The organism is Solimonas variicoloris DSM 15731 (genome assembly GCF_000382285.1).
In the GTDB taxonomy this organism is placed as follows: Bacteria; Pseudomonadota; Gammaproteobacteria; order Nevskiales; family Nevskiaceae; genus Solimonas; species Solimonas variicoloris.
Genome location: NZ_KB907961.1, coordinates 1 through 16,520, shown reverse-complemented (window position 1 = coordinate 16,520; position 16,520 = coordinate 1). Strand labels below are relative to the sequence as shown.

The 16,520-nt window shown below is 64.4% G+C and carries 32 protein-coding genes; 29 read left to right on the top strand and 3 right to left on the bottom strand.

Annotation, left to right across the window (positions count from 1 at the left end):
- From H149_RS0118955 to rplQ, 29 genes are all read left to right on the top strand, one after another.
- Positions 1-661, top strand: a 661-nt coding sequence (locus H149_RS0118955; protein ID WP_020651310.1) for an EF-Tu C-terminal domain-related protein, incomplete at its 5' end; no start/stop codon positions are given.
- 85 nt (positions 662-746) lie between these two features.
- Positions 747-1,064: a 30S ribosomal protein S10 gene (rpsJ, locus tag H149_RS0118950; RefSeq protein WP_020651341.1), complete on the top strand. Its 318-nt coding sequence runs from the start codon at positions 747-749 to the stop codon at positions 1,062-1,064.
- Between the two features lie 13 nt (positions 1,065-1,077).
- Entirely contained in the window at positions 1,078-1,716 is a 639-nt protein-coding gene (gene rplC / locus H149_RS0118945; RefSeq protein WP_020651340.1) for a 50S ribosomal protein L3, read from the top strand.
- A gap of 34 nt (positions 1,717-1,750) precedes the next feature.
- Complete coding sequence (rplD, locus tag H149_RS0118940) at positions 1,751-2,356, top strand: 50S ribosomal protein L4 (RefSeq protein WP_020651339.1); 606 nt, start codon at positions 1,751-1,753, stop codon at positions 2,354-2,356.
- A complete protein-coding gene (rplW, locus tag H149_RS0118935) occupies positions 2,353-2,655 on the top strand; it encodes a 50S ribosomal protein L23 (protein WP_020651338.1) in 303 nt (100 codons plus the stop codon). The genes rplD and rplW overlap by 4 nt, the downstream gene beginning before the upstream one ends.
- 13 nt (positions 2,656-2,668) lie before the next feature.
- A complete protein-coding gene (gene rplB, locus H149_RS0118930) occupies positions 2,669-3,502 on the top strand; it encodes a 50S ribosomal protein L2 (RefSeq protein WP_020651337.1) in 834 nt (277 codons plus the stop codon).
- Positions 3,503-3,514: 12 nt separating this feature from the next.
- Positions 3,515-3,793: a 30S ribosomal protein S19 gene (rpsS, locus tag H149_RS0118925; RefSeq protein WP_026353327.1), complete on the top strand. Its 279-nt coding sequence runs from the start codon at positions 3,515-3,517 to the stop codon at positions 3,791-3,793.
- Between the two features lie 5 nt (positions 3,794-3,798).
- Positions 3,799-4,134, top strand: coding sequence for a 50S ribosomal protein L22 (gene rplV, locus H149_RS0118920; protein ID WP_026353326.1), 336 nt, complete (start codon positions 3,799-3,801; stop codon positions 4,132-4,134).
- Between the two features lie 28 nt (positions 4,135-4,162).
- Entirely contained in the window at positions 4,163-4,849 is a 687-nt protein-coding gene (gene rpsC / locus H149_RS0118915; protein WP_020651334.1) for a 30S ribosomal protein S3, read from the top strand.
- An 18-nt stretch (positions 4,850-4,867) separates the two neighbouring features.
- On the top strand, positions 4,868-5,281 hold the full coding sequence (gene rplP, locus H149_RS0118910) for a 50S ribosomal protein L16 (protein ID WP_026353325.1): 414 nt from the start codon (positions 4,868-4,870) through the stop codon (positions 5,279-5,281).
- Positions 5,281-5,481 (top strand): 50S ribosomal protein L29, encoded by a 201-nt coding sequence (rpmC, locus tag H149_RS0118905; RefSeq protein WP_020651332.1) that lies wholly within the window; start codon positions 5,281-5,283, stop codon positions 5,479-5,481. Before rplP ends, rpmC begins: the two co-directional genes overlap by 1 nt.
- 2 nt (positions 5,482-5,483) lie before the next feature.
- The gene (rpsQ, locus tag H149_RS0118900) at positions 5,484-5,756 is read left to right on the top strand and encodes a 30S ribosomal protein S17 (protein ID WP_020651331.1); all 273 of its coding nucleotides are present in this window, start codon (positions 5,484-5,486) and stop codon (positions 5,754-5,756) included.
- Between the two features lie 15 nt (positions 5,757-5,771).
- Positions 5,772-6,137 (top strand): 50S ribosomal protein L14, encoded by a 366-nt coding sequence (gene rplN / locus H149_RS0118895; protein ID WP_020651330.1) that lies wholly within the window; start codon positions 5,772-5,774, stop codon positions 6,135-6,137.
- A gap of 12 nt (positions 6,138-6,149) precedes the next feature.
- The gene (rplX, locus tag H149_RS0118890; RefSeq protein ID WP_020651329.1) at positions 6,150-6,476 is read left to right on the top strand and encodes a 50S ribosomal protein L24; all 327 of its coding nucleotides are present in this window, start codon (positions 6,150-6,152) and stop codon (positions 6,474-6,476) included.
- An 11-nt stretch (positions 6,477-6,487) separates the two neighbouring features.
- Positions 6,488-7,024 (top strand): 50S ribosomal protein L5, encoded by a 537-nt coding sequence (gene rplE, locus H149_RS0118885; protein WP_020651328.1) that lies wholly within the window; start codon positions 6,488-6,490, stop codon positions 7,022-7,024.
- Between the two features lie 12 nt (positions 7,025-7,036).
- The gene (gene rpsN, locus H149_RS0118880; protein WP_020651327.1) at positions 7,037-7,342 is read left to right on the top strand and encodes a 30S ribosomal protein S14; all 306 of its coding nucleotides are present in this window, start codon (positions 7,037-7,039) and stop codon (positions 7,340-7,342) included.
- Between the two features lie 12 nt (positions 7,343-7,354).
- A complete protein-coding gene (gene rpsH / locus H149_RS0118875; RefSeq protein ID WP_020651326.1) occupies positions 7,355-7,750 on the top strand; it encodes a 30S ribosomal protein S8 in 396 nt (131 codons plus the stop codon).
- A gap of 10 nt (positions 7,751-7,760) precedes the next feature.
- The gene (gene rplF, locus H149_RS0118870) at positions 7,761-8,291 is read left to right on the top strand and encodes a 50S ribosomal protein L6 (protein WP_020651325.1); all 531 of its coding nucleotides are present in this window, start codon (positions 7,761-7,763) and stop codon (positions 8,289-8,291) included.
- Between the two features lie 111 nt (positions 8,292-8,402).
- The gene (gene rplR / locus H149_RS0118865) at positions 8,403-8,759 is read left to right on the top strand and encodes a 50S ribosomal protein L18 (RefSeq protein WP_020651324.1); all 357 of its coding nucleotides are present in this window, start codon (positions 8,403-8,405) and stop codon (positions 8,757-8,759) included.
- 3 nt (positions 8,760-8,762) lie between these two features.
- A complete protein-coding gene (gene rpsE / locus H149_RS0118860) occupies positions 8,763-9,275 on the top strand; it encodes a 30S ribosomal protein S5 (RefSeq protein WP_020651323.1) in 513 nt (170 codons plus the stop codon).
- 18 nt (positions 9,276-9,293) lie between these two features.
- A complete protein-coding gene (gene rpmD / locus H149_RS0118855) occupies positions 9,294-9,482 on the top strand; it encodes a 50S ribosomal protein L30 (protein WP_020651322.1) in 189 nt (62 codons plus the stop codon).
- Between the two features lie 29 nt (positions 9,483-9,511).
- Entirely contained in the window at positions 9,512-9,946 is a 435-nt protein-coding gene (gene rplO, locus H149_RS0118850; RefSeq protein ID WP_020651321.1) for a 50S ribosomal protein L15, read from the top strand.
- Between the two features lie 15 nt (positions 9,947-9,961).
- On the top strand, positions 9,962-11,314 hold the full coding sequence (gene secY / locus H149_RS0118845; protein WP_026353323.1) for a preprotein translocase subunit SecY: 1,353 nt from the start codon (positions 9,962-9,964) through the stop codon (positions 11,312-11,314).
- 27 nt (positions 11,315-11,341) lie between these two features.
- Positions 11,342-11,455 (top strand): 50S ribosomal protein L36, encoded by a 114-nt coding sequence (gene rpmJ, locus H149_RS0118840; RefSeq protein ID WP_020651319.1) that lies wholly within the window; start codon positions 11,342-11,344, stop codon positions 11,453-11,455.
- A gap of 81 nt (positions 11,456-11,536) precedes the next feature.
- Positions 11,537-11,908: a 30S ribosomal protein S13 gene (gene rpsM / locus H149_RS0118835; RefSeq protein WP_020651318.1), complete on the top strand. Its 372-nt coding sequence runs from the start codon at positions 11,537-11,539 to the stop codon at positions 11,906-11,908.
- 20 nt (positions 11,909-11,928) lie between these two features.
- Entirely contained in the window at positions 11,929-12,330 is a 402-nt protein-coding gene (gene rpsK / locus H149_RS0118830; RefSeq protein WP_020651317.1) for a 30S ribosomal protein S11, read from the top strand.
- Positions 12,331-12,342: 12 nt separating this feature from the next.
- Positions 12,343-12,963, top strand: coding sequence for a 30S ribosomal protein S4 (gene rpsD, locus H149_RS0118825; RefSeq protein ID WP_020651316.1), 621 nt, complete (start codon positions 12,343-12,345; stop codon positions 12,961-12,963).
- A gap of 46 nt (positions 12,964-13,009) precedes the next feature.
- Entirely contained in the window at positions 13,010-13,990 is a 981-nt protein-coding gene (locus H149_RS0118820) for a DNA-directed RNA polymerase subunit alpha (protein ID WP_020651315.1), read from the top strand.
- Between the two features lie 20 nt (positions 13,991-14,010).
- A complete protein-coding gene (rplQ, locus tag H149_RS0118815) occupies positions 14,011-14,400 on the top strand; it encodes a 50S ribosomal protein L17 (protein ID WP_020651314.1) in 390 nt (129 codons plus the stop codon).
- Between the two features lie 179 nt (positions 14,401-14,579).
- On the opposite strand, the gene H149_RS21765 is transcribed toward rplQ, so the two are convergent.
- The 3 genes from H149_RS21765 to H149_RS21760 all read right to left on the bottom strand — a co-directional run.
- Complete coding sequence (locus H149_RS21765; protein WP_020651313.1) at positions 14,580-15,428, bottom strand: phospholipase A; 849 nt, start codon at positions 15,426-15,428, stop codon at positions 14,580-14,582.
- Between the two features lie 105 nt (positions 15,429-15,533).
- Entirely contained in the window at positions 15,534-16,145 is a 612-nt protein-coding gene (locus tag H149_RS0118805; RefSeq protein WP_026353322.1) for a type IV toxin-antitoxin system AbiEi family antitoxin domain-containing protein, read from the bottom strand.
- Positions 16,146-16,234: 89 nt separating this feature from the next.
- On the bottom strand, positions 16,235-16,520 hold a 286-nt coding region (locus H149_RS21760; protein WP_020651311.1), incomplete at its 5' end, for a transposase.

Genomic DNA, 16,520 nt, shown 5'->3' with positions numbered 1-16,520 from the left:
CTCGGCGATCAAGGCGATCCAGGGCGATCCGGAATGGGTCGCGAAGCTGGAAGAGCTGTACAACGCGCTGGACACGTGGATTCCGGAACCGCAGCGCGAGACGGACAAGCCGTTCCTGCTGCCGATCGAAGACGTGTTCTCGATCTCGGGCCGCGGCACGGTGGTGACGGGCCGTATCGAGCGCGGCGTGGTCAAGGTGGGCGAGGAAGTCGAAATCGTCGGCATTCGCGACACGCAGAAGACGATCGTCACGGGCGTCGAGATGTTCCGCAAGCTGCTGGACCAGGGCCAGGCGGGCGACAACGTCGGCATTCTGCTGCGCGGCACGAAGAAGGAAGACGTGGAGCGCGGCCAGGTGCTGTGCAAGCCGGGCACGATCAAGCCGCACTCGAAGTTCGAGGGTGAGGTGTACGTGCTGACGAAAGAAGAGGGCGGTCGTCACACGCCGTTCTTCAAGGGCTACCGTCCGCAGTTCTACTTCCGCACGACGGACGTGACCGGTTCGATCCAGTTCGAACAGGAAATGGTGATGCCGGGCGACAACGTGCAGATGACGGTGGAGCTGATCTCGCCGATCGCGATGGAAGACGGCGTTCGCTTCGCGATCCGCGAAGGCGGCCGCACGGTCGGCGCCGGCGTCGTCACCAAGATCCTGGCGTAAAACCTTTTCCGCTTTACTTTTGGCTGGGGCGCGAATAAAATTCGCGCCCCTTTTGTTCCCCGCTCTTTAAACCGGAAACCAAAGCATGGCCGCGACCAGCCAATCTATTCGCATCCGGCTCAAGGCCTTCGACCACCGACTGATCGACAAGTCGGCGAAGGAAATCGTTGAGACCGCGAAGCGCACCGGTGCCGTCGTCCGTGGGCCGATCCCGCTGCCTACGCGCAAGGAACGCTTCACCATCCTCGTTTCGCCGCACGCCGACAAGGATGCGCGCGACCAGTACGAGATCCGCACGCATAAGCGGCTCATGCAGATCGTCGACCCGACGGAAAAGACCGTCGATGCGTTGTCGAAGCTCGACCTGCCGGCCGGCGTCGAAGTCCAGATCTCGCTGAGCTAAAGGAGAAACGGACATGACGATCGCAATCGTGGGCCGCAAGGCAGGCATGACGCGCATCTTCACTGAAGAAGGCGCGTCGATTCCGGTGACCGTTATCGAGTGCACGCCGAACCGCGTGGCTCAGGTCAAGACCGTGGAAACCGATGGCTACCGCGCAGTGCAGGTGGCCGTGGGTGAGGAGAAGCCGGGTCGCGTCAACAAGGCGCTGACCGGGCACTACAAGAAGGCGGGCATCGCTGCCGGCCGCAGCCTGTGGGAAATCCGTCTCGCCGAGGGCGAGGGCGCGGATCTCGCCACCGGCGCCGAGATCAAGGTTGACCAGTTCGACGGCGTCAAGGCCGTGGATGTCACCGGCGTCTCGAAGGGTAAGGGTTTTGCCGGCGTGCAGAAGCGCTGGAACTTCGGCGGTGGTCGTGCGACGCACGGCAACTCGCTGTCGCATCGCTCTCCGGGCTCGATCGGCCAGCGCCAGGCGCCGGGTCGCGTGTTCAAGGGCAAGAAGATGGCCGGGCACATGGGTTCGGATCGCGTTACGGCGCTGAACCTGGATCTGGTCAAGATTGATGTAGACCGCAACCTTCTGCTGGTGAAGGGTGCGGTGCCGGGTGCCACGAATGGCGAAGTCATCGTGCGCCCCACGGTGAAGGCCTGAGTCGTCGGGTCTGGGTCACTGAGGAAAAACGGCCATGGATATTCAACTCTATAACAGCACGAACAAGCTGAACGTTTCGGACGCCGTGTTCGGCGCCGAGTACAACGAACCGCTGATCCACCAGGTGGTCACCGCTTACATGGCGGCCGGCCGCGCAGGCACGAAGGCGCAGCTCGCCAAGGGCGAGGTGCGTGGCGGCGGCAAGAAGCCGTGGAAGCAGAAGGGCACGGGCCGCGCTCGCGCCGGTTCGATCCGCTCGCCGCTCTGGCGCGGTGGCGGCACCACGTTCGCGGCCACGCCGCGTGACCACGCGCAGAAGGTGAACCGCAAGATGTATCGCGGCGCCATCCGCTCGATCGTCGCCGAGCTGGCCCGCCAGAATCACCTGATCGTCGCCGAAGCGTTCAAGGTCGACGCGCCGAAGACCAAGGGTCTTGTCGAGCAGCTCACCAAGCTCGGCGCGAACGACGTGCTGATCGTCACTGGCGAACTCGACCAGAACCTGTTCCTTTCGGCCCGCAACCTGCCGCACGTGGCGGTTTGCGATGTCGAGGCCCTCAATCCGGTCACGCTGCTGCGCCACCAGAAGGTGGTCATCACGGCGGACGCGGTCAAGAAGCTGGAGGCGTGGCTGCAATGAACGTCGATCGTCTGCATCAGATCATCATCGCGCCGGTCGTCTCGGAAAAGGGCACGCGCGTTGCCGAGAAGCACAACCAGGCCGTGTTCAAGGTCGCCCGCGACGCGGCCAAGCCCGAGATCAAGGAGGCGGTCGAGAAGCTGTTCAACGTCAAGGTTGACGGCGTCCGCACGCTGACCGTGAAGGGCAAGAACAAGCGTTTCGGCCGGTTCGAGGGCAAGCGCTCCGACTGGAAGAAGGCGTACGTCACGCTCGCGCAGGGCCAGGAAATCGATTTCCTGGGCGGCGCCTCCGCATAACGAGGGCTAGAAAATGCCATTGGTCCAACTCAAGCCGACGTCGCCGGGCGCGCGTCACCAGGTCAAGGTAGTCACGCCGGGCCTGTGGAAGGGCGAGGCGTACGCGCCGCTGCTCGAGAAGCAGAAGAACTCGGGCGGCCGTAACAACAACGGCCACATCACCACGCGCCACAAGGGTGGCGGCCAGAAGCAGCACTATCGTCTGGTCGACTTCAAGCGCAACAAGGACGGCGTGCCGGCCAAGGTCGAGCGCGTCGAGTACGATCCGAACCGTTCGGCGCACATCGCGCTGCTGTGCTACGCCGACGGCGAGCGCCGCTACATCATCGCGCCGCGCGGCGTTGCCGCTGGCGACACGCTGCAGTCCGGCACCGACGCGCCGATTCGCGCCGGCAACGCGCTGCCGCTGCGCAACATCCCGATCGGTTCGACCGTGCACTGCGTCGAGCTGCGTCCGGGCAAGGGCGCGCAGATCGCGCGCAGCGCCGGCGCTGCCATCCAGCTGGTCGCCCGCGAAGGCGAGTACGCGACGATTCGCCTGCGTTCGGGCGAGATGCGCAAGGTGCTGTCGGAGTGCCGCGCCGTGATCGGCGAAGTCGGCAACAACGAACACAACCTGCGCCAGTACGGCAAGGCCGGCGCCAAGCGTCACAAGGGCATCCGCCCGACCGTCCGCGGTGTCGTCATGAACCCGGTCGATCACCCGCACGGTGGTGGTGAAGGCCGTTCCGGACAGGGCAACCCGCATCCGGTGACGCCGTGGGGCCAGCAGACCAAGGGCCTCAAGACCCGCAACAACAAGCGCACGCAGAAGTTCATCGTGCGCAGCCGCCACTCGAAGAAGTAAGCAGGTAACGTCATGCCTCGTTCCGTCAAGAAGGGCCCGTTCGTCGACCACCATCTCGCGAAGAAGGTGGATGGAATGGCCGGCCAGCGCGTGAAGAAGCCGATCAAGACCTGGTCGCGTCGTTCGATGATCACCCCGGATTTCGTCGGCCTGACGATCCAGGTGCACAACGGCAAGCAGCATCTGCCGGTGTTCGTGACCGACAACATGGTCGGCCACAAGCTCGGTGAGTTCGCCCCGACGCGCACCTTCAAGGGGCACGGCGACAAGAAAGTTGACGCCAAGAAGTGAGCGCCATGCAGACCCAAGCCATCCTGAAGTTTGTTCGCCTGTCGCCGAAGAAGGCGCGGGCCGTTGCCGACCTCGTCCGCGGCAAGCCGGTCGACGAGGCGCGCAACATCCTGAAGTACTCCACCCGCAAGCCTGCCCGCATCCTGTTCAAGGTGCTGGAGTCGGCGATCGCCAACGCCGAGAACAATCACGGCGCCGACGTCGACGAGCTGAAGGTCAAGGAGATCTACGTGGACGAGGGCCCGGTGCTCAAGCGCATCATGCCGCGTGCCAAGGGCCGCGCTGATCGCATCGTGAAGCCGACCAGCCACATCACGATCAAGGTCTCGGACGGCCAGTAAGGCCGCCGCTTCGGAAGAGAGAACAGTCATGGGTCATAAAGTCAATCCGAACGGCTTCCGCCTCGGCATCACGACGTCCTGGACGTCCAATTGGTACGCCGAGCGCAAGGCCTACGGCGAGAACCTGCTGAAGGACATTCAGGTCCGCGAATTCCTGCGCAAGAAGCTTTCGCAGGCGTCGGTGTCGCGCATCCAGATCGACCGCCCGGCCAAGTCGGCCCGCGTGACGATCCACACCGCGCGTCCGGGCATCGTCATCGGCAAGAAGGGCGAGGACATCGAGAAGCTGAAGGGCGAAGTCGCCAAGCGCATGGGCCTGAAGGCCGACTCGGTGCACATCTCGGTCGAGGAAATCCGCAAGCCGGAGCTCGATGCGAAGCTGGTCGCTGACAGCATCGCGCAGCAGCTCGAGCGCCGTATCATGTTCCGTCGCGCGATGAAGCGTGCGGTGCAGAACGCCATGCGCCTCGGCGCGGGCGGTATCAAGATCCAGGTCGGCGGCCGCCTGAACGGCGCCGAGATCGCGCGCACCGAGTGGTATCGCGAAGGCCGCGTGCCGCTTCACACGCTGCGCGCCAACGTCGACTACGCGGTCGGTGAAGCCCGCACCACGTACGGCGTGATCGGAATCAAGGTCTGGGTGTTCACCGGTGAGGTGTTCGACACCGACCGTCGCCAGGAAAAGAACGAGACGACCGAGGCCCGTGCGGCCTAAGGTCGGGAGACTACTGCCATGATGCAGCCCAAGCGAACCAAATTTCGCAAGCAACGCAAAGGTTCCAACACCGGTATGGCCTTGGTGGGTAACAAGGTCAGCTTCGGTGAGTGGGGCCTGAAGGCGACCGAACCCGGCCGCGTGACGGCCCGCCAGATCGAAGCGGCGCGCCGCGTCATCACGCGCTACATCAAGCGCGGCGGCAAGGTCTGGATCCGCCTGTTCCCGGACGTTCCGGTCACCAAGAAGCCGCTGGAAGTCCGCATGGGCTCCGGTAAGGGCAACGTCGAGTACTGGGTTTGCAAGGTGCAGCCCGGCAAGGTGCTCTACGAAATGGAAGGCGTCGATGAAGTTACCGCGCGCGAGGCGTTTCGCCTGGCCGCGGCGAAGCTGCCGGTGAAGACCAGCTTCGTCAACCGGACGATCATGTAATGAAGACCTCCGAATATGTGAAGTCCCTGCGCGGCAAGGACGCGAAGGCGCTCGCCGAAGAGCTCACCGCGCTGCGGCGCGAGCAGTTCAACCTGCGCATGCAGCAGGGCGCAGGCCAGGCCACGAAGCCGCATCTCGTGCGCGAGGCGCGCAAGAAGATCGCGCGGGTCAAGACCATTGCGCGTAGCCAGGTGAAGTAGTCATGAGCGAACAGACTGAGAAGAAGGCGGGCAACCGCGTGGTCGGCCGCGTCGTCAGCGACAAGGGCGACAAGACCATCACCGTGCTCGTTGAGCGCGTCGAGCGCCATCCGCTCTACGGCAAGACGCTGCGCCGCTCGACCAAGCTGCGCGCGCACGACGAAAACAACCAGGCCAAGGAAGGCGACACCGTGGCGATCGTCGAGACGCGCCCGCTGTCGGCCACCAAGCGCTTTCGCCTCGTCGAAGTGCTGAAGACCGGCGCGGCCGGCTAAGCGGAGAGCCAGACCATGATTCAACAGGAAAGCTTTCTGGTCGTCGCCGACAACAGCGGCGCGCGCGAAGTGCAGGTCATCCAGGTCAAGGGCTCGACCTATCGCCGCTACGCGGGCGTGGGCGACCTGATCAAGGTCACCGTCAAGGACGCGATTCCGCGCGGCAAGGTCAAGAAGGGCGAGGTGCATGACGCGGTCGTCGTGCGCACCAAGTTCCCGATCAAGCGCGCCGACGGTTCGGTGATCCGCTTCGACAGCAACGCGGCGGTGCTGCTCACCAACAAGCTGGAGCCGCTGGGCACCCGCATCTTCGGACCGGTGACGCGCGAGCTGCGCGACCGCTTCATGAAGATCGTGTCGCTGGCGCCGGAAGTGATCTGAGGACAGGCGATCATGAGCAAGATTAAGAAAGGCGACGAAGTCGTCGTCATCACCGGCAAGGACAAGGGCCGTCGCGGCAAGGTCGCGCAGGTGCTGGTCGATGCCGGCAAGGTCATCGTCGAAGGCGTGAACGTCGCCAAGAAGCATCAGCGCGGCAACCCGAACGCCGGCGTCGCCGGCGGCATCGTCGAGAAGGAAATGCCGATCGACGTGTCGAACGTGGCCATCTGGAACGCGAAGACGGGCAAGGGCGACCGCGTCGGCTTCAAGTTCGAGGGCGAGGGCGAGAAGCGCCGCAAGGTGCGTGTATTCAAGTCCAACAGCGAGCTGGTGGACTAAGGTAGAAAGCCATGGCGAATCTGCAAACTCTTTACCGCGATAAGCTCGCGGCCGAACTCCGCGAGAAGCTGGGCGTCGGCGTAATGGAAGTGCCGCGCATCACCAAGATCACCCTGAACATGGGTGTCGGTGAAGCGACGACCGATCGCAAGGTGATCGAGAAGGCTGTCGAGGACATGACGGCGATCGCCGGCCAGAAGCCGGTCGTCACCAAGACCCGTATCGCCATCGCGGCGTTCAAGGTCCGTGAGAACTATCCGGTCGGCGTCAAGGTGACGCTGCGCCGCGAGAAGATGTACGAGTTCCTGGAACGCCTGATCGTCGTTGCGCTGCCGCGCATCCGCGACTTCCGCGGCATCTCGGCGCGCGGCTTCGACGGCGCCGGCAACTTCAACTTCGGCGTCACCGAGCAGATCATCTTTCCGGAAATCGAGTACGAAAAGGTCGACGCGGTGCGCGGCATGAACATCACCATCACCACGACGGCGAAGAGCGACGAGCACGGCAAAGCGCTGCTTGAGGCGTTCAACTTCCCGTTCCGCAAGTAAGGGCATCGAACCATGGCCAAGACCAACATGATCGAGCGCGAGAAGAAGCGCGCCGCCCTCGCCGCGAAGTACGCCAAGAAGCGCGCGGCGCTGAAGGCTGCGATCGTCAGCGAAACCGTTTCGGACGAAGACAAGGCTGCGGCCGTCGTCGCCCTGCAGAAGCTGCCGCGCGACTCGGCGAAGACGCGCCAGCGTAACCGCTGCCAGCTGACCGGCCGCTCGCGCGGCGTTTACAAGAAGTTCGGCCTGGCGCGCCACAAGCTGCGCGAAGCCGCCAACCGCGGCGAAGTGCCGGGCCTCAAGAAGGCGAGCTGGTAAGAGGATTTAGATATGAGCATGACCGATCCTATCGCCGACTTCCTCACGCGCATCCGCAACGCCCAGGCGGCGCGTAAGAAGCAGGTTTCGTCGCCTTCTTCGAAGATCAAGGAAGCGATCGCAGCCGTCCTCAAGGACGAGGGCTATATCGCCGACTACAGTGTCGTCACCGACGGCGCCAAGAAGACCATCACGCTCGCCCTGAAGTACTTCGAGGGCAAGCCGGTGATCGAGCGCATCGAGCGCATCTCGAAGCCGGCGCTGCGCGTGTACAAGGGCAAGGACGAGCTGCCGAAGGTTCTCGGCGGTCTCGGCGTCGCCATCGTTTCCACGCCGAAAGGCGTGGTCAGCGACCGCAAGGCGCGCGCGGCCGGTCTCGGCGGCGAAGTGCTCTGCATCGTCGCCTAAGGAGAGTTCCATGTCCCGCGTTGCCAAGATGCCGGTGAAGCTGCCGGCCGGTGTGCAGGTCTCGGCGGCCCATGGCCAGCTGACCGTCAAGGGCGCCAAGAGCAGCCTGACGATCAATGTGCCGGCCAAGGTCGAGATCGAGGTGCAGGGCGATACCGTCACGGTCGCCGCCGGCTCGATCGCCGCCGACAATATGCAGGCCGGCACGTTCCGCGCGCTGCTGAACAATGCCGTGGTCGGCGTGTCGAAGGGCTACGAGAAGAAGCTGAATCTGGTGGGCGTCGGCTATCGTGCCGCGACCGCCGGCAAGAAGCTGAACCTCTCGCTCGGCTTCTCGCATCCGATCGAATACCCGATCCCGGAAGGCATCACGGTGGAGACGCCGACGCAGACCGAGATCCTCGTCAAGGGCGCCGACAAGAAGATGGTCGGTCAGGTCGCCGCTGACATCCGTGGTTTCCGTCCGCCGGAGCCGTACAAGGGCAAGGGCGTGCGCTACTCCACCGAGAAGGTGGAACTCAAGGAAGCGAAGAAGAAATAACGTGCTCGCGTGGCCGACCCTCCTTCGGGTCGCGCTGCGCACATGGGCCGGATTACTTCCCGCGAACATTTTGGTATTCGCCAAAAAGTTGCCAGAAAGAACTGGATCGATATGAAGGACAAGAAACAAACCCGTCTGCGCCGCGCCCGCCGCACGCGCGCCCACATCCGCGAACTCGGCGTGCACCGTCTCGCCGTGCATCGCACCTCGCAGCACATCTATGCGCAGATCATCGCGCCTGACGCGTCGGTGACGGTCGTCTCCGCGTCGACGGTCGAGAAGGCGCTGGCTGCGGACCTGAGCGGCACGAGCAACGTCGAGGCGGCCAAGAAGGTCGGCGCGGCGATCGCCGAGCGCGCCAAGGAAAAAGGCATCACCAAGGTGGCCTTCGATCGCGGCGGTTTCCAATATCACGGCCGTATCAAGGCGCTGGCCGATGCCGCGCGCGAAGCCGGCCTGGAGTTCTAAGACATGGCGACCCAGCACAACTACGAAGAGCAGAGCGGCGGCGAGTTCAAGGAAAAGCTCATCACCGTCAATCGCGTATCGAAGACGGTCAAGGGCGGCAAGCAGTTCGCCTTCACCGCGCTGACGGTCGTCGGTGACGGCGCCGGTCGCGTCGGCTTCGGCTACGGCAAGGCGCGCGAAGTGCCGCAGGCGATCAGCAAGGCGATGGACCAGGCTCGCAAGAACATGGTCACGGTGCCGCTCAAGGGCCTGACCGTGCAGCACGAGATCTGGGGTCAGCACGGCGCCGCCAAGGTGTTCCTGCGTCCGGCTTCGGACGGTACCGGCGTCATCGCCGGCGGCGCAATGCGCGCCGTGTTCGAGGTTGCCGGCGTGCAGAACGTGCTGGCCAAGGCGCTCGGCTCGCGCAACCCGATCAACCTGGTCCGCGCGACGATGGATGCGCTGACGAAGATGAATCTGCCGTCCGAGATGGCCGCCAAGCGCGGCAAGACGGTCGAAGAACTCCTCGGCTAAAGAACGAGTACGACCACCATGACCGCCACCAAGCAGATCAAGCTGACGCTGATCCGTAGCCTCGCCAAGCGCCTGCCGAACCATCAGGCCTGCGTGCACGGCCTCGGCCTGCGTCGCATGCACCAGACGGTGACCATTGCCGCCACGCCCGAGAACATGGGCATGGTCAACAAGGTCGCGTACATGCTGCGCGTCGAAGAAGTCTGAGAGCCGACTCGGCAACGGAAGACAACATCATGAAACTCAACACCATCAAGCCGGCCAAGGGCGCCAAGACCAAGAAGGTCCGCGTTGCTCGCGGCATCGGTTCGGGCCTCGGCAAGACGGCCGGCCGCGGCCACAAGGGTCAGCACGCGCGCAAGGGCGGCTACCACAAGCTGGGCTTCGAGGGCGGCCAGATGCCGATCCAGCGTCGCCTGCCGAAGCGCGGCTTCAAGTCGCCGCTCAAGGGCCTGACGGCGGAAGTGCGCCTGTCGGAGCTGGAGAAGATGAAGGCCACCGAGATCGACATCGCCGCGCTGAAGGCGGAGAACGTCGTGCCGGCGACCGCGCAGACCGCCAAGGTCATCAAGTCCGGTGAGCTGAGCCGCAAGCTGTCGCTCAAGGGCGTGCTCGTGACCAAGGGCGCCCGCGAGGCCATCACCGCCGTCGGCGGTTCGATCGCCGAGTAAGGACCGGACACGGTTATGGCGAAGACTCCGGGTACTGCAGGCGGCTCGATGGTGCCGGACCTGAGCAAGATCGGCGAGGTGCGCAACCGCCTGCTGTTCTTGCTCGGTGCGATCATCGTGTTCCGCGTCGGCAGCTTCATCCCGGTACCGGGGATCGACCCGGTGCAGCTGGCGGCCCTGTTCAACCAGAGCCGCGGCACCATTCTGGACATGTTCAACATGTTCTCGGGTGGCGCCCTGCATCGCCTGTCGATCTTCGCGCTCGGCGTGATGCCGTACATCTCGGCGAGCATCATCGTCCAGCTGATGGCGACCGTCGTTCCGCAGCTCAAGGAGCTGAAGAAGGAAGGCGAGTCCGGTCGCCGGCAGATCACCAAGTACACGCGCTACGGCACGCTGGCGCTGGCGATCTTCCAGTCATTCGGCGCTGCGCTCGCGCTGCAGAAGTCCGGCGTCGCGATCAATGCCGGCTTCGGCTTCCTGTTCGTCGCGACCGTCAGCCTGGTCACCGGCACGATGTTCCTGATGTGGCTCGGCGAGCAGATCACCGAGCGTGGCGTCGGCAACGGCATTTCGATGATCATCTTCGCCGGCATCGTCGCGGGCTTCCCGCGTGCGCTGGGCTCGACCGCGCAGCTGGTCAGCGAGGGGTCGATCGGTGGCTTCACGGTGATCGCGGTGCTGGCCCTGATCGCGCTTGTGACCTGGGGCGTGGTGTTCTTCGAGCGCGCCCAGCGGCGCATCCCGATCCACCACGCGCGCCGCCAGCAGGGTCGCAAGATCTTCGCTGCGCAGACCCAGCATCTGCCGCTGAAGCTCAACATGTCGGGCGTCATCCCGCCGATCTTTGCGTCGTCGATCATTCTGTTCCCGGCGTCGCTGGTGCAGTTCTTCGGCGGCGACAGCGGCTCTGCGGCGGGCAGCTTCCTGCAGAAGCTGGCCAACGCGCTGTCGCCTGGCCAGCCGCTGTATACGCTGCTCTACGGCCTGCTGATCATCTTCTTCTGCTTCTTCTACACGGCGCTCGTGTTCGATTCGCGCGAGACCGCCGACAATCTGAAGAAGTCCGGCGCCTTTATTCCGGGTGTGCGCCCGGGGGCGATGACGGCCAAGTACATCGACACGGTGCTGACGCGCCTGACGGTGGTCGGCTCGGTCTACATCCTGGTGATCTGCCTGGTGCCGGAAATCCTGCGCTCATTCGTCACCAGCATCCCGTTCTACTTTGGTGGTACGTCGCTGCTGATCACGGTGGTCGTGGTGATGGACTTCATGGCGCAGCTGCAGGCGCACCTGATGTCGCACCAGTACGAAGGCCTGCTGAAGAAGGCCAATCTGAAGTCTCTGGGCCCGGCGCAGAGCCGCTAGTCCGATTACCTAGTCTCGAGGTGAGTCATGAAAGTCCGTGCATCGGTCAAGAAAATCTGCCGGAACTGCAAGGTCGTCCGTCGCAATGGCGTCGTGCGCATCCTCTGCACCGACCCGCGCCACAAGCAGCGCCAGGGCTAAACGCCCGCGGGTTTGATTAAAACCCTTTGGATCAATATAATGCGCGGCTTTTCGCGCGTTAGGCATCAGTCGAGGTAGCACATGGCACGTATCGCGGGCGTCAACATCCCGGATCGCAAACACACCGTCATCGCCCTGCGGGCGATCTACGGCATCGGTAAGACCCGTGCGCAGAAGATCTGCGAGGCAGCGGGCATCGACCCGACCGTGCAGATCCGCACGCTGACCGAGGGCGAGCTCGATAAGCTGCGCACGGAAATCGGCAAGTACACGGTGGAGGGCGACCTGCGCCGCGAGGTGTCGATGAGCATCAAGCGCCTGATCGACCTCGGCTCGTATCGCGGCCTGCGTCATCGCCGCGGCCTGCCGGTCCGTGGCCAGCGCACGCGCACCAATGCGCGCACCCGCAAGGGGCCGCGCCGCGGCACCGTCGCGACCAACAAGAAAACCTGATTTGACAGCCGGACACGCAAATGGCTAATCCGTCCCAGGCCGCTGCCGCGGCGAAGCGCAAGAAGGTCAAGAAGAACGTCACCGATGCGGTGGCGCATATTCATGCCTCCTTCAACAATACGATCGTGCTGATCACCGACCGCCAGGGCAACACCCTGTCGTGGAGCACGGCGGGTGCCGCCGGCTTCAAGGGCTCGCGCAAGTCGACGCCGTTTGCCGCGCAGGTCGCTGCCGACAAGGCAGGCCAGGCTGCCGCCGAGCACGGCGTCAAGAACCTCGAAGTTCGCGTCAAGGGCCCGGGCCCGGGCCGCGAGTCGGCCGTGCGCGCGCTCAACGCCGCCGGTTTCAAGATCACCAACATCACCGACGTCACGCCGATTCCGCATAACGGCTGCCGCCCGGCCAAGCGCCGCCGCGTGTAAGGAGAGAATTCCATGGCTCGTTACATTGGCCCGAAGTGCAAGCTGTCCCGCCGCGCCGGCACCGATCTGCTGCTGAAGTCGCGCGCCCGCGCGATCGACAGCAAGTGCAACATGGAGACCCGCCCGGGTCAGCATGGCGCCGTCAAGCCGCGTCTGTCCGACTACGCCCTGCAGCTGCGCGAGAAGCAGAAGCTCAAGCAGATGTACGGCGTGCTCGAGAAGCAGTTCCGCAACTATTACCTGAAGGCATCGTCGAAGAAGGGCGCCACGGGCCTGCTGCTGTTGCAGCTGCTCGAGACCCGCCTCGACAACGTCGTTTACCGCATGGGCTTCTCGCGCACCCGCGCCGAGGCTCGTCAGCTGGTTTCGCACAAGTCGATCGTCGTCAACGGCAAGCTCGTCAACATCCCGTCGTATCAGGTCAAGGCCGGCGACGTGGTCGAGATTCGCGACGCTGCGCGCAACCAGTCGCGCATCGCCGAAGCGCTGTCGATCGCCACCCAGGCCGGTCTTGCTGACTGGGTCGAAGTCGACGAGAAGGGTCTCAAGGGCACCTTCAAGGCCGTCCCGACCCGCGATCAGATCGTGCCGGACATCAACGAGGCGCTGGTCGTCGAGTTGTACTCGAAGTAATTCGAGTCCGCTCGCTTCAAGTCCTGGTTATTTAGAGAGGTACATCATGCAGAACGTTGTCGCCGACCTGCTCAAGCCGCGTCAGATCGAAGTGGAGACGCTGTCTCCGACCCACGCTCGCGTCGCGCTGGAGCCGATGGAGCGTGGCTTCGGCCACACGCTCGGCAACGCGCTGCGCCGCATCCTGCTGTCTTCGATCCCGGGCGCCGCGATCACCGAAGTGCAGATCGACGGCGTCGTGCACGAGTACAGCGCGGTGGAGGGCGTCCAGGAGGATGTGCTCGACATCCTGCTGAACATCAAGAACATCGCGATCCGCATGCACGCGCGTGACGAAGCGACCCTGCGCCTCGAGAAGTCGGGCAAGGGGCCGGTCACCGCCGGGGACATCAAGCTCGACCACGACGTCGAGATCGTCAATCCGGAGCTGGTGCTCGCCAATCTGACCGGCGGCAAGCTGAGCCTGACGCTGAAGGTGACGCGCGGCCGCGGCTACGTGCCGGCCGCCAGCGCGATCCGTGAGGAAGACGCCCGCGGCGTCGGCGTGCTCAAGCTCGATGCGAGCTACAGCCCGGTTCGCCGCGTCTCCTATGCGGTCGAGCGTGCCCGCGTCGCGCAGCGCACCGACCTCGACAAGCTGATCCTCGACGTCGACACCAACGGCGGCATCGATCCGGCCGAAGCGGTTCGTCTGGCTGCGCGCATCCTGCGCGACCAGCTCGCCGTGTTCGTCGACCTCGAAGCCGAAGCGGCGCAGGCCGCCGCGGTACCGGGCAAGAAGGAACTGTCGCCGATCCTGTTCCGTCCGATCGACGACCTCGAGCTGACGGTCCGCTCGGCGAACTGCCTCAAGGCCGAGAACATCTACTACATCGGCGATCTCGTGCAGCGCACGGAGATGGAGCTGATGAAGACGCCGAATCTCGGCAAGAAGTCGCTCAACGAAATCAAGGAAGCGCTCCGCTCGCACGAGCTGGATCTCGGCATGAAGCTCGAGAACTGGTCGTCGCCGAAGGTGCCTGCCTAAGGCTTTACGGGAAAAAAGTCATGCGCCACAAGATGTCGGGCCGTACCTTCGGCCGTACCAGCAGCCACCGCAAGGCGACGATGCAGGCCATCGCCGTCGCCCTCTTCGAGCACGAGCTGATCAAGACCACGCTGCCGAAGGCGAAGGAACTTCGCCGTCTGGCCGAGCCGCTGATCACGCGCGCCAAGGAGGACTCGCTGCACAACCGCCGCATCGCCTTCTCGCGCCTGCGCGACCGCGATGCCGTGCAGAAGCTCTTCAACGAGATTGCTCCGCGCTACAAGGCGCGTCCGGGTGGCTATCTGCGCATTCTCAAGTGCGGATTCCGCGCCGGTGACGATGCGCCGATGGCGTACGTCGAGCTGGTCGACCGTCCGGCGAAGGCCGCCGCGGAAGCCGCCGCCGAGTAAGCGCGCTGCCGCCAGCCGGCACGCGAAACGAAACGGGCGCCTCGGGCGCCCGTTTTGCTTTCCGCGGCATTGGCGCGCGAAGGCGTTGCTGTCGGTATGGACTCGTGCCGCCGCCGGCTTCTGCCGCTTGCCGTTTGCAGGCGCGGGCCGGCGTTCTGTCCGGGATCGCGCGCGGGTTCCTAGCGCGCCAGCATCACGCCGATGCCGACGCGCGTCAGGCTGCGGTTGTAGTCAATCAGGCTGTCGCCGTAGCCGTTGAAGACGTAGACGTTCCAGTACAGGTAGTCGCCGAACGGCACGCTGTAGTTCAACTCGACAGCGCCCTTGCCGGTCGACGGATTGCCGCGCAGCATCAGCGCCGCCAGATGATTGTGGTGGAACAGGCGCTGCTGCACGCGCAGTTCGCCGTAGCCGTAATAGTCGTCGATGTCCGGGTTGTCGTCGCCCTTCGGATCGTCCGGCGTCTTCTTCGGATCTTCCGGAATCCGGTACCAGAGCTTGAGGTCGACCAGCGTCCGCTTCCACTCGTGGAAGGCGGTGAAATAGACGCGATTCCAGGAACGCGAGTCCTGCACGTCCTTGCCGTTCGATTCGTGCTCGAAGCCGAGGTCGAGGCCGCAGCCGGAGCACCAGGCGAGTTCCGGCTTCCAGCGGTAGAAGATCTCGGGGTTGTAGTTGGTCTCGCGAAACGGCCGCGAGTCGTTGGCGTTGTAGATCTGCCAGTACGACTTCTGGGTGTACGCGAAGAAGACATTGCTGCTGAACAGATTCAGCTTGAGGCTGATCTGATAGACGAACTCGGTTTCCTCGCCGGGGTAACGGTCGCTGTAGGTGCCCGGCATCAGGTACATCGGTTTGTGGAAGGACAGGCAGGGCTGCGCACCGACCAGTGTGAAGGGCTCGACTGCGTGATCGAGGCAGCGCGCCAGCGACTTCGGAACCCGGATGCGGACCTTCTCTTCTTCGTCCGGGTCGTCGGCGCCGGCGGCGGGCGCCGCGAGGTTCGGATCGGCGGGGCGCGGTGGCATGTCGGCCTGCGCCCACGCGCTACCCGCGAACGGCAGCAGGAGAACGACGAGCCAGCGAAGTGGCGGGGAGCGGCGTCGGATCATGGCGCGTCCTTGCGAGAGTGCCTAATGCCCGGCGAGGGCATCGACATAGGGTTTCATGACGCGCTCGACACGGCACAGCCGGGCGTAGTGCCAGAGCGCATCGAGATCGACTCGCCCCTTGGCCAGCGCGGCGCGCAGCGCGTCGACGGCGATGTGCGGCCCGATCTTGTTGCGGAACTTGAACAGATCGGCCAGTGTTTTTTCGAGACAGTAGATCGGCACGTCGACGTGCTCGAGCGCATGCACCTCGACCCCCTCGGTGAACGCGGGGCCGCCGAGGCGGGCGATGCGCAAGGCCGGGAAGTCGACGCGCGGCCGTGCCGCCCGCCGTTCGATGGCGACCGCGATCTCGCGCGGATTGGCTTCGCCGAGCCCGTGCCAAGTGAGTGCGGACTGCAGGCAGATCACGCCGTTCGGCACGGCGCGTGCGACGAGCGCCAGGCTCAGTTCGAACGACAGGCGGCGCTCGGCCGGCACATAGCTGCCGCGGCGGAGCTTCTTCAACAGGCCGCGGTCGCAGAGCCGACGCAGATATTCGGCCTGGATGCCATGCGGCGCGAGGTCCTTGGGCCGCAGCACGCCCAGCTGCTGCACCAAGGCTAAGATGCGCTCGGACTTGCTTGGTTCGTCCACGCTGTGAAAATGGGCCAGAATTTCAAATAACTTTATATATTAAAAAACACAGTCCGATCGAAAGCAAGGATCGGCTTTGTGAAGCCTGATTAGGTGCGAATCGCAGCCAACCTGAGCTTGGGATCAGGCCATGGTGCGGTCCGCGCGGCGGCGCGGATCAGGCGCCTGAGGATGCTGGACAGATCGAACCGACGGTTGAAGCGATAGGCGACTTCGGCCAGATAGCGATGGCCATATTTGGCGAAATCGAAGGCGTGATAGGTGCCGGTGATCGCGGTCTTGAGATTGCCGAGCACGATGTTGACGGCCGTGAAGGCCGGATGCTCGACGGCCTTGCGGCCCGAGCCGACGATGTGGCGCTCATGCGCGGCGACT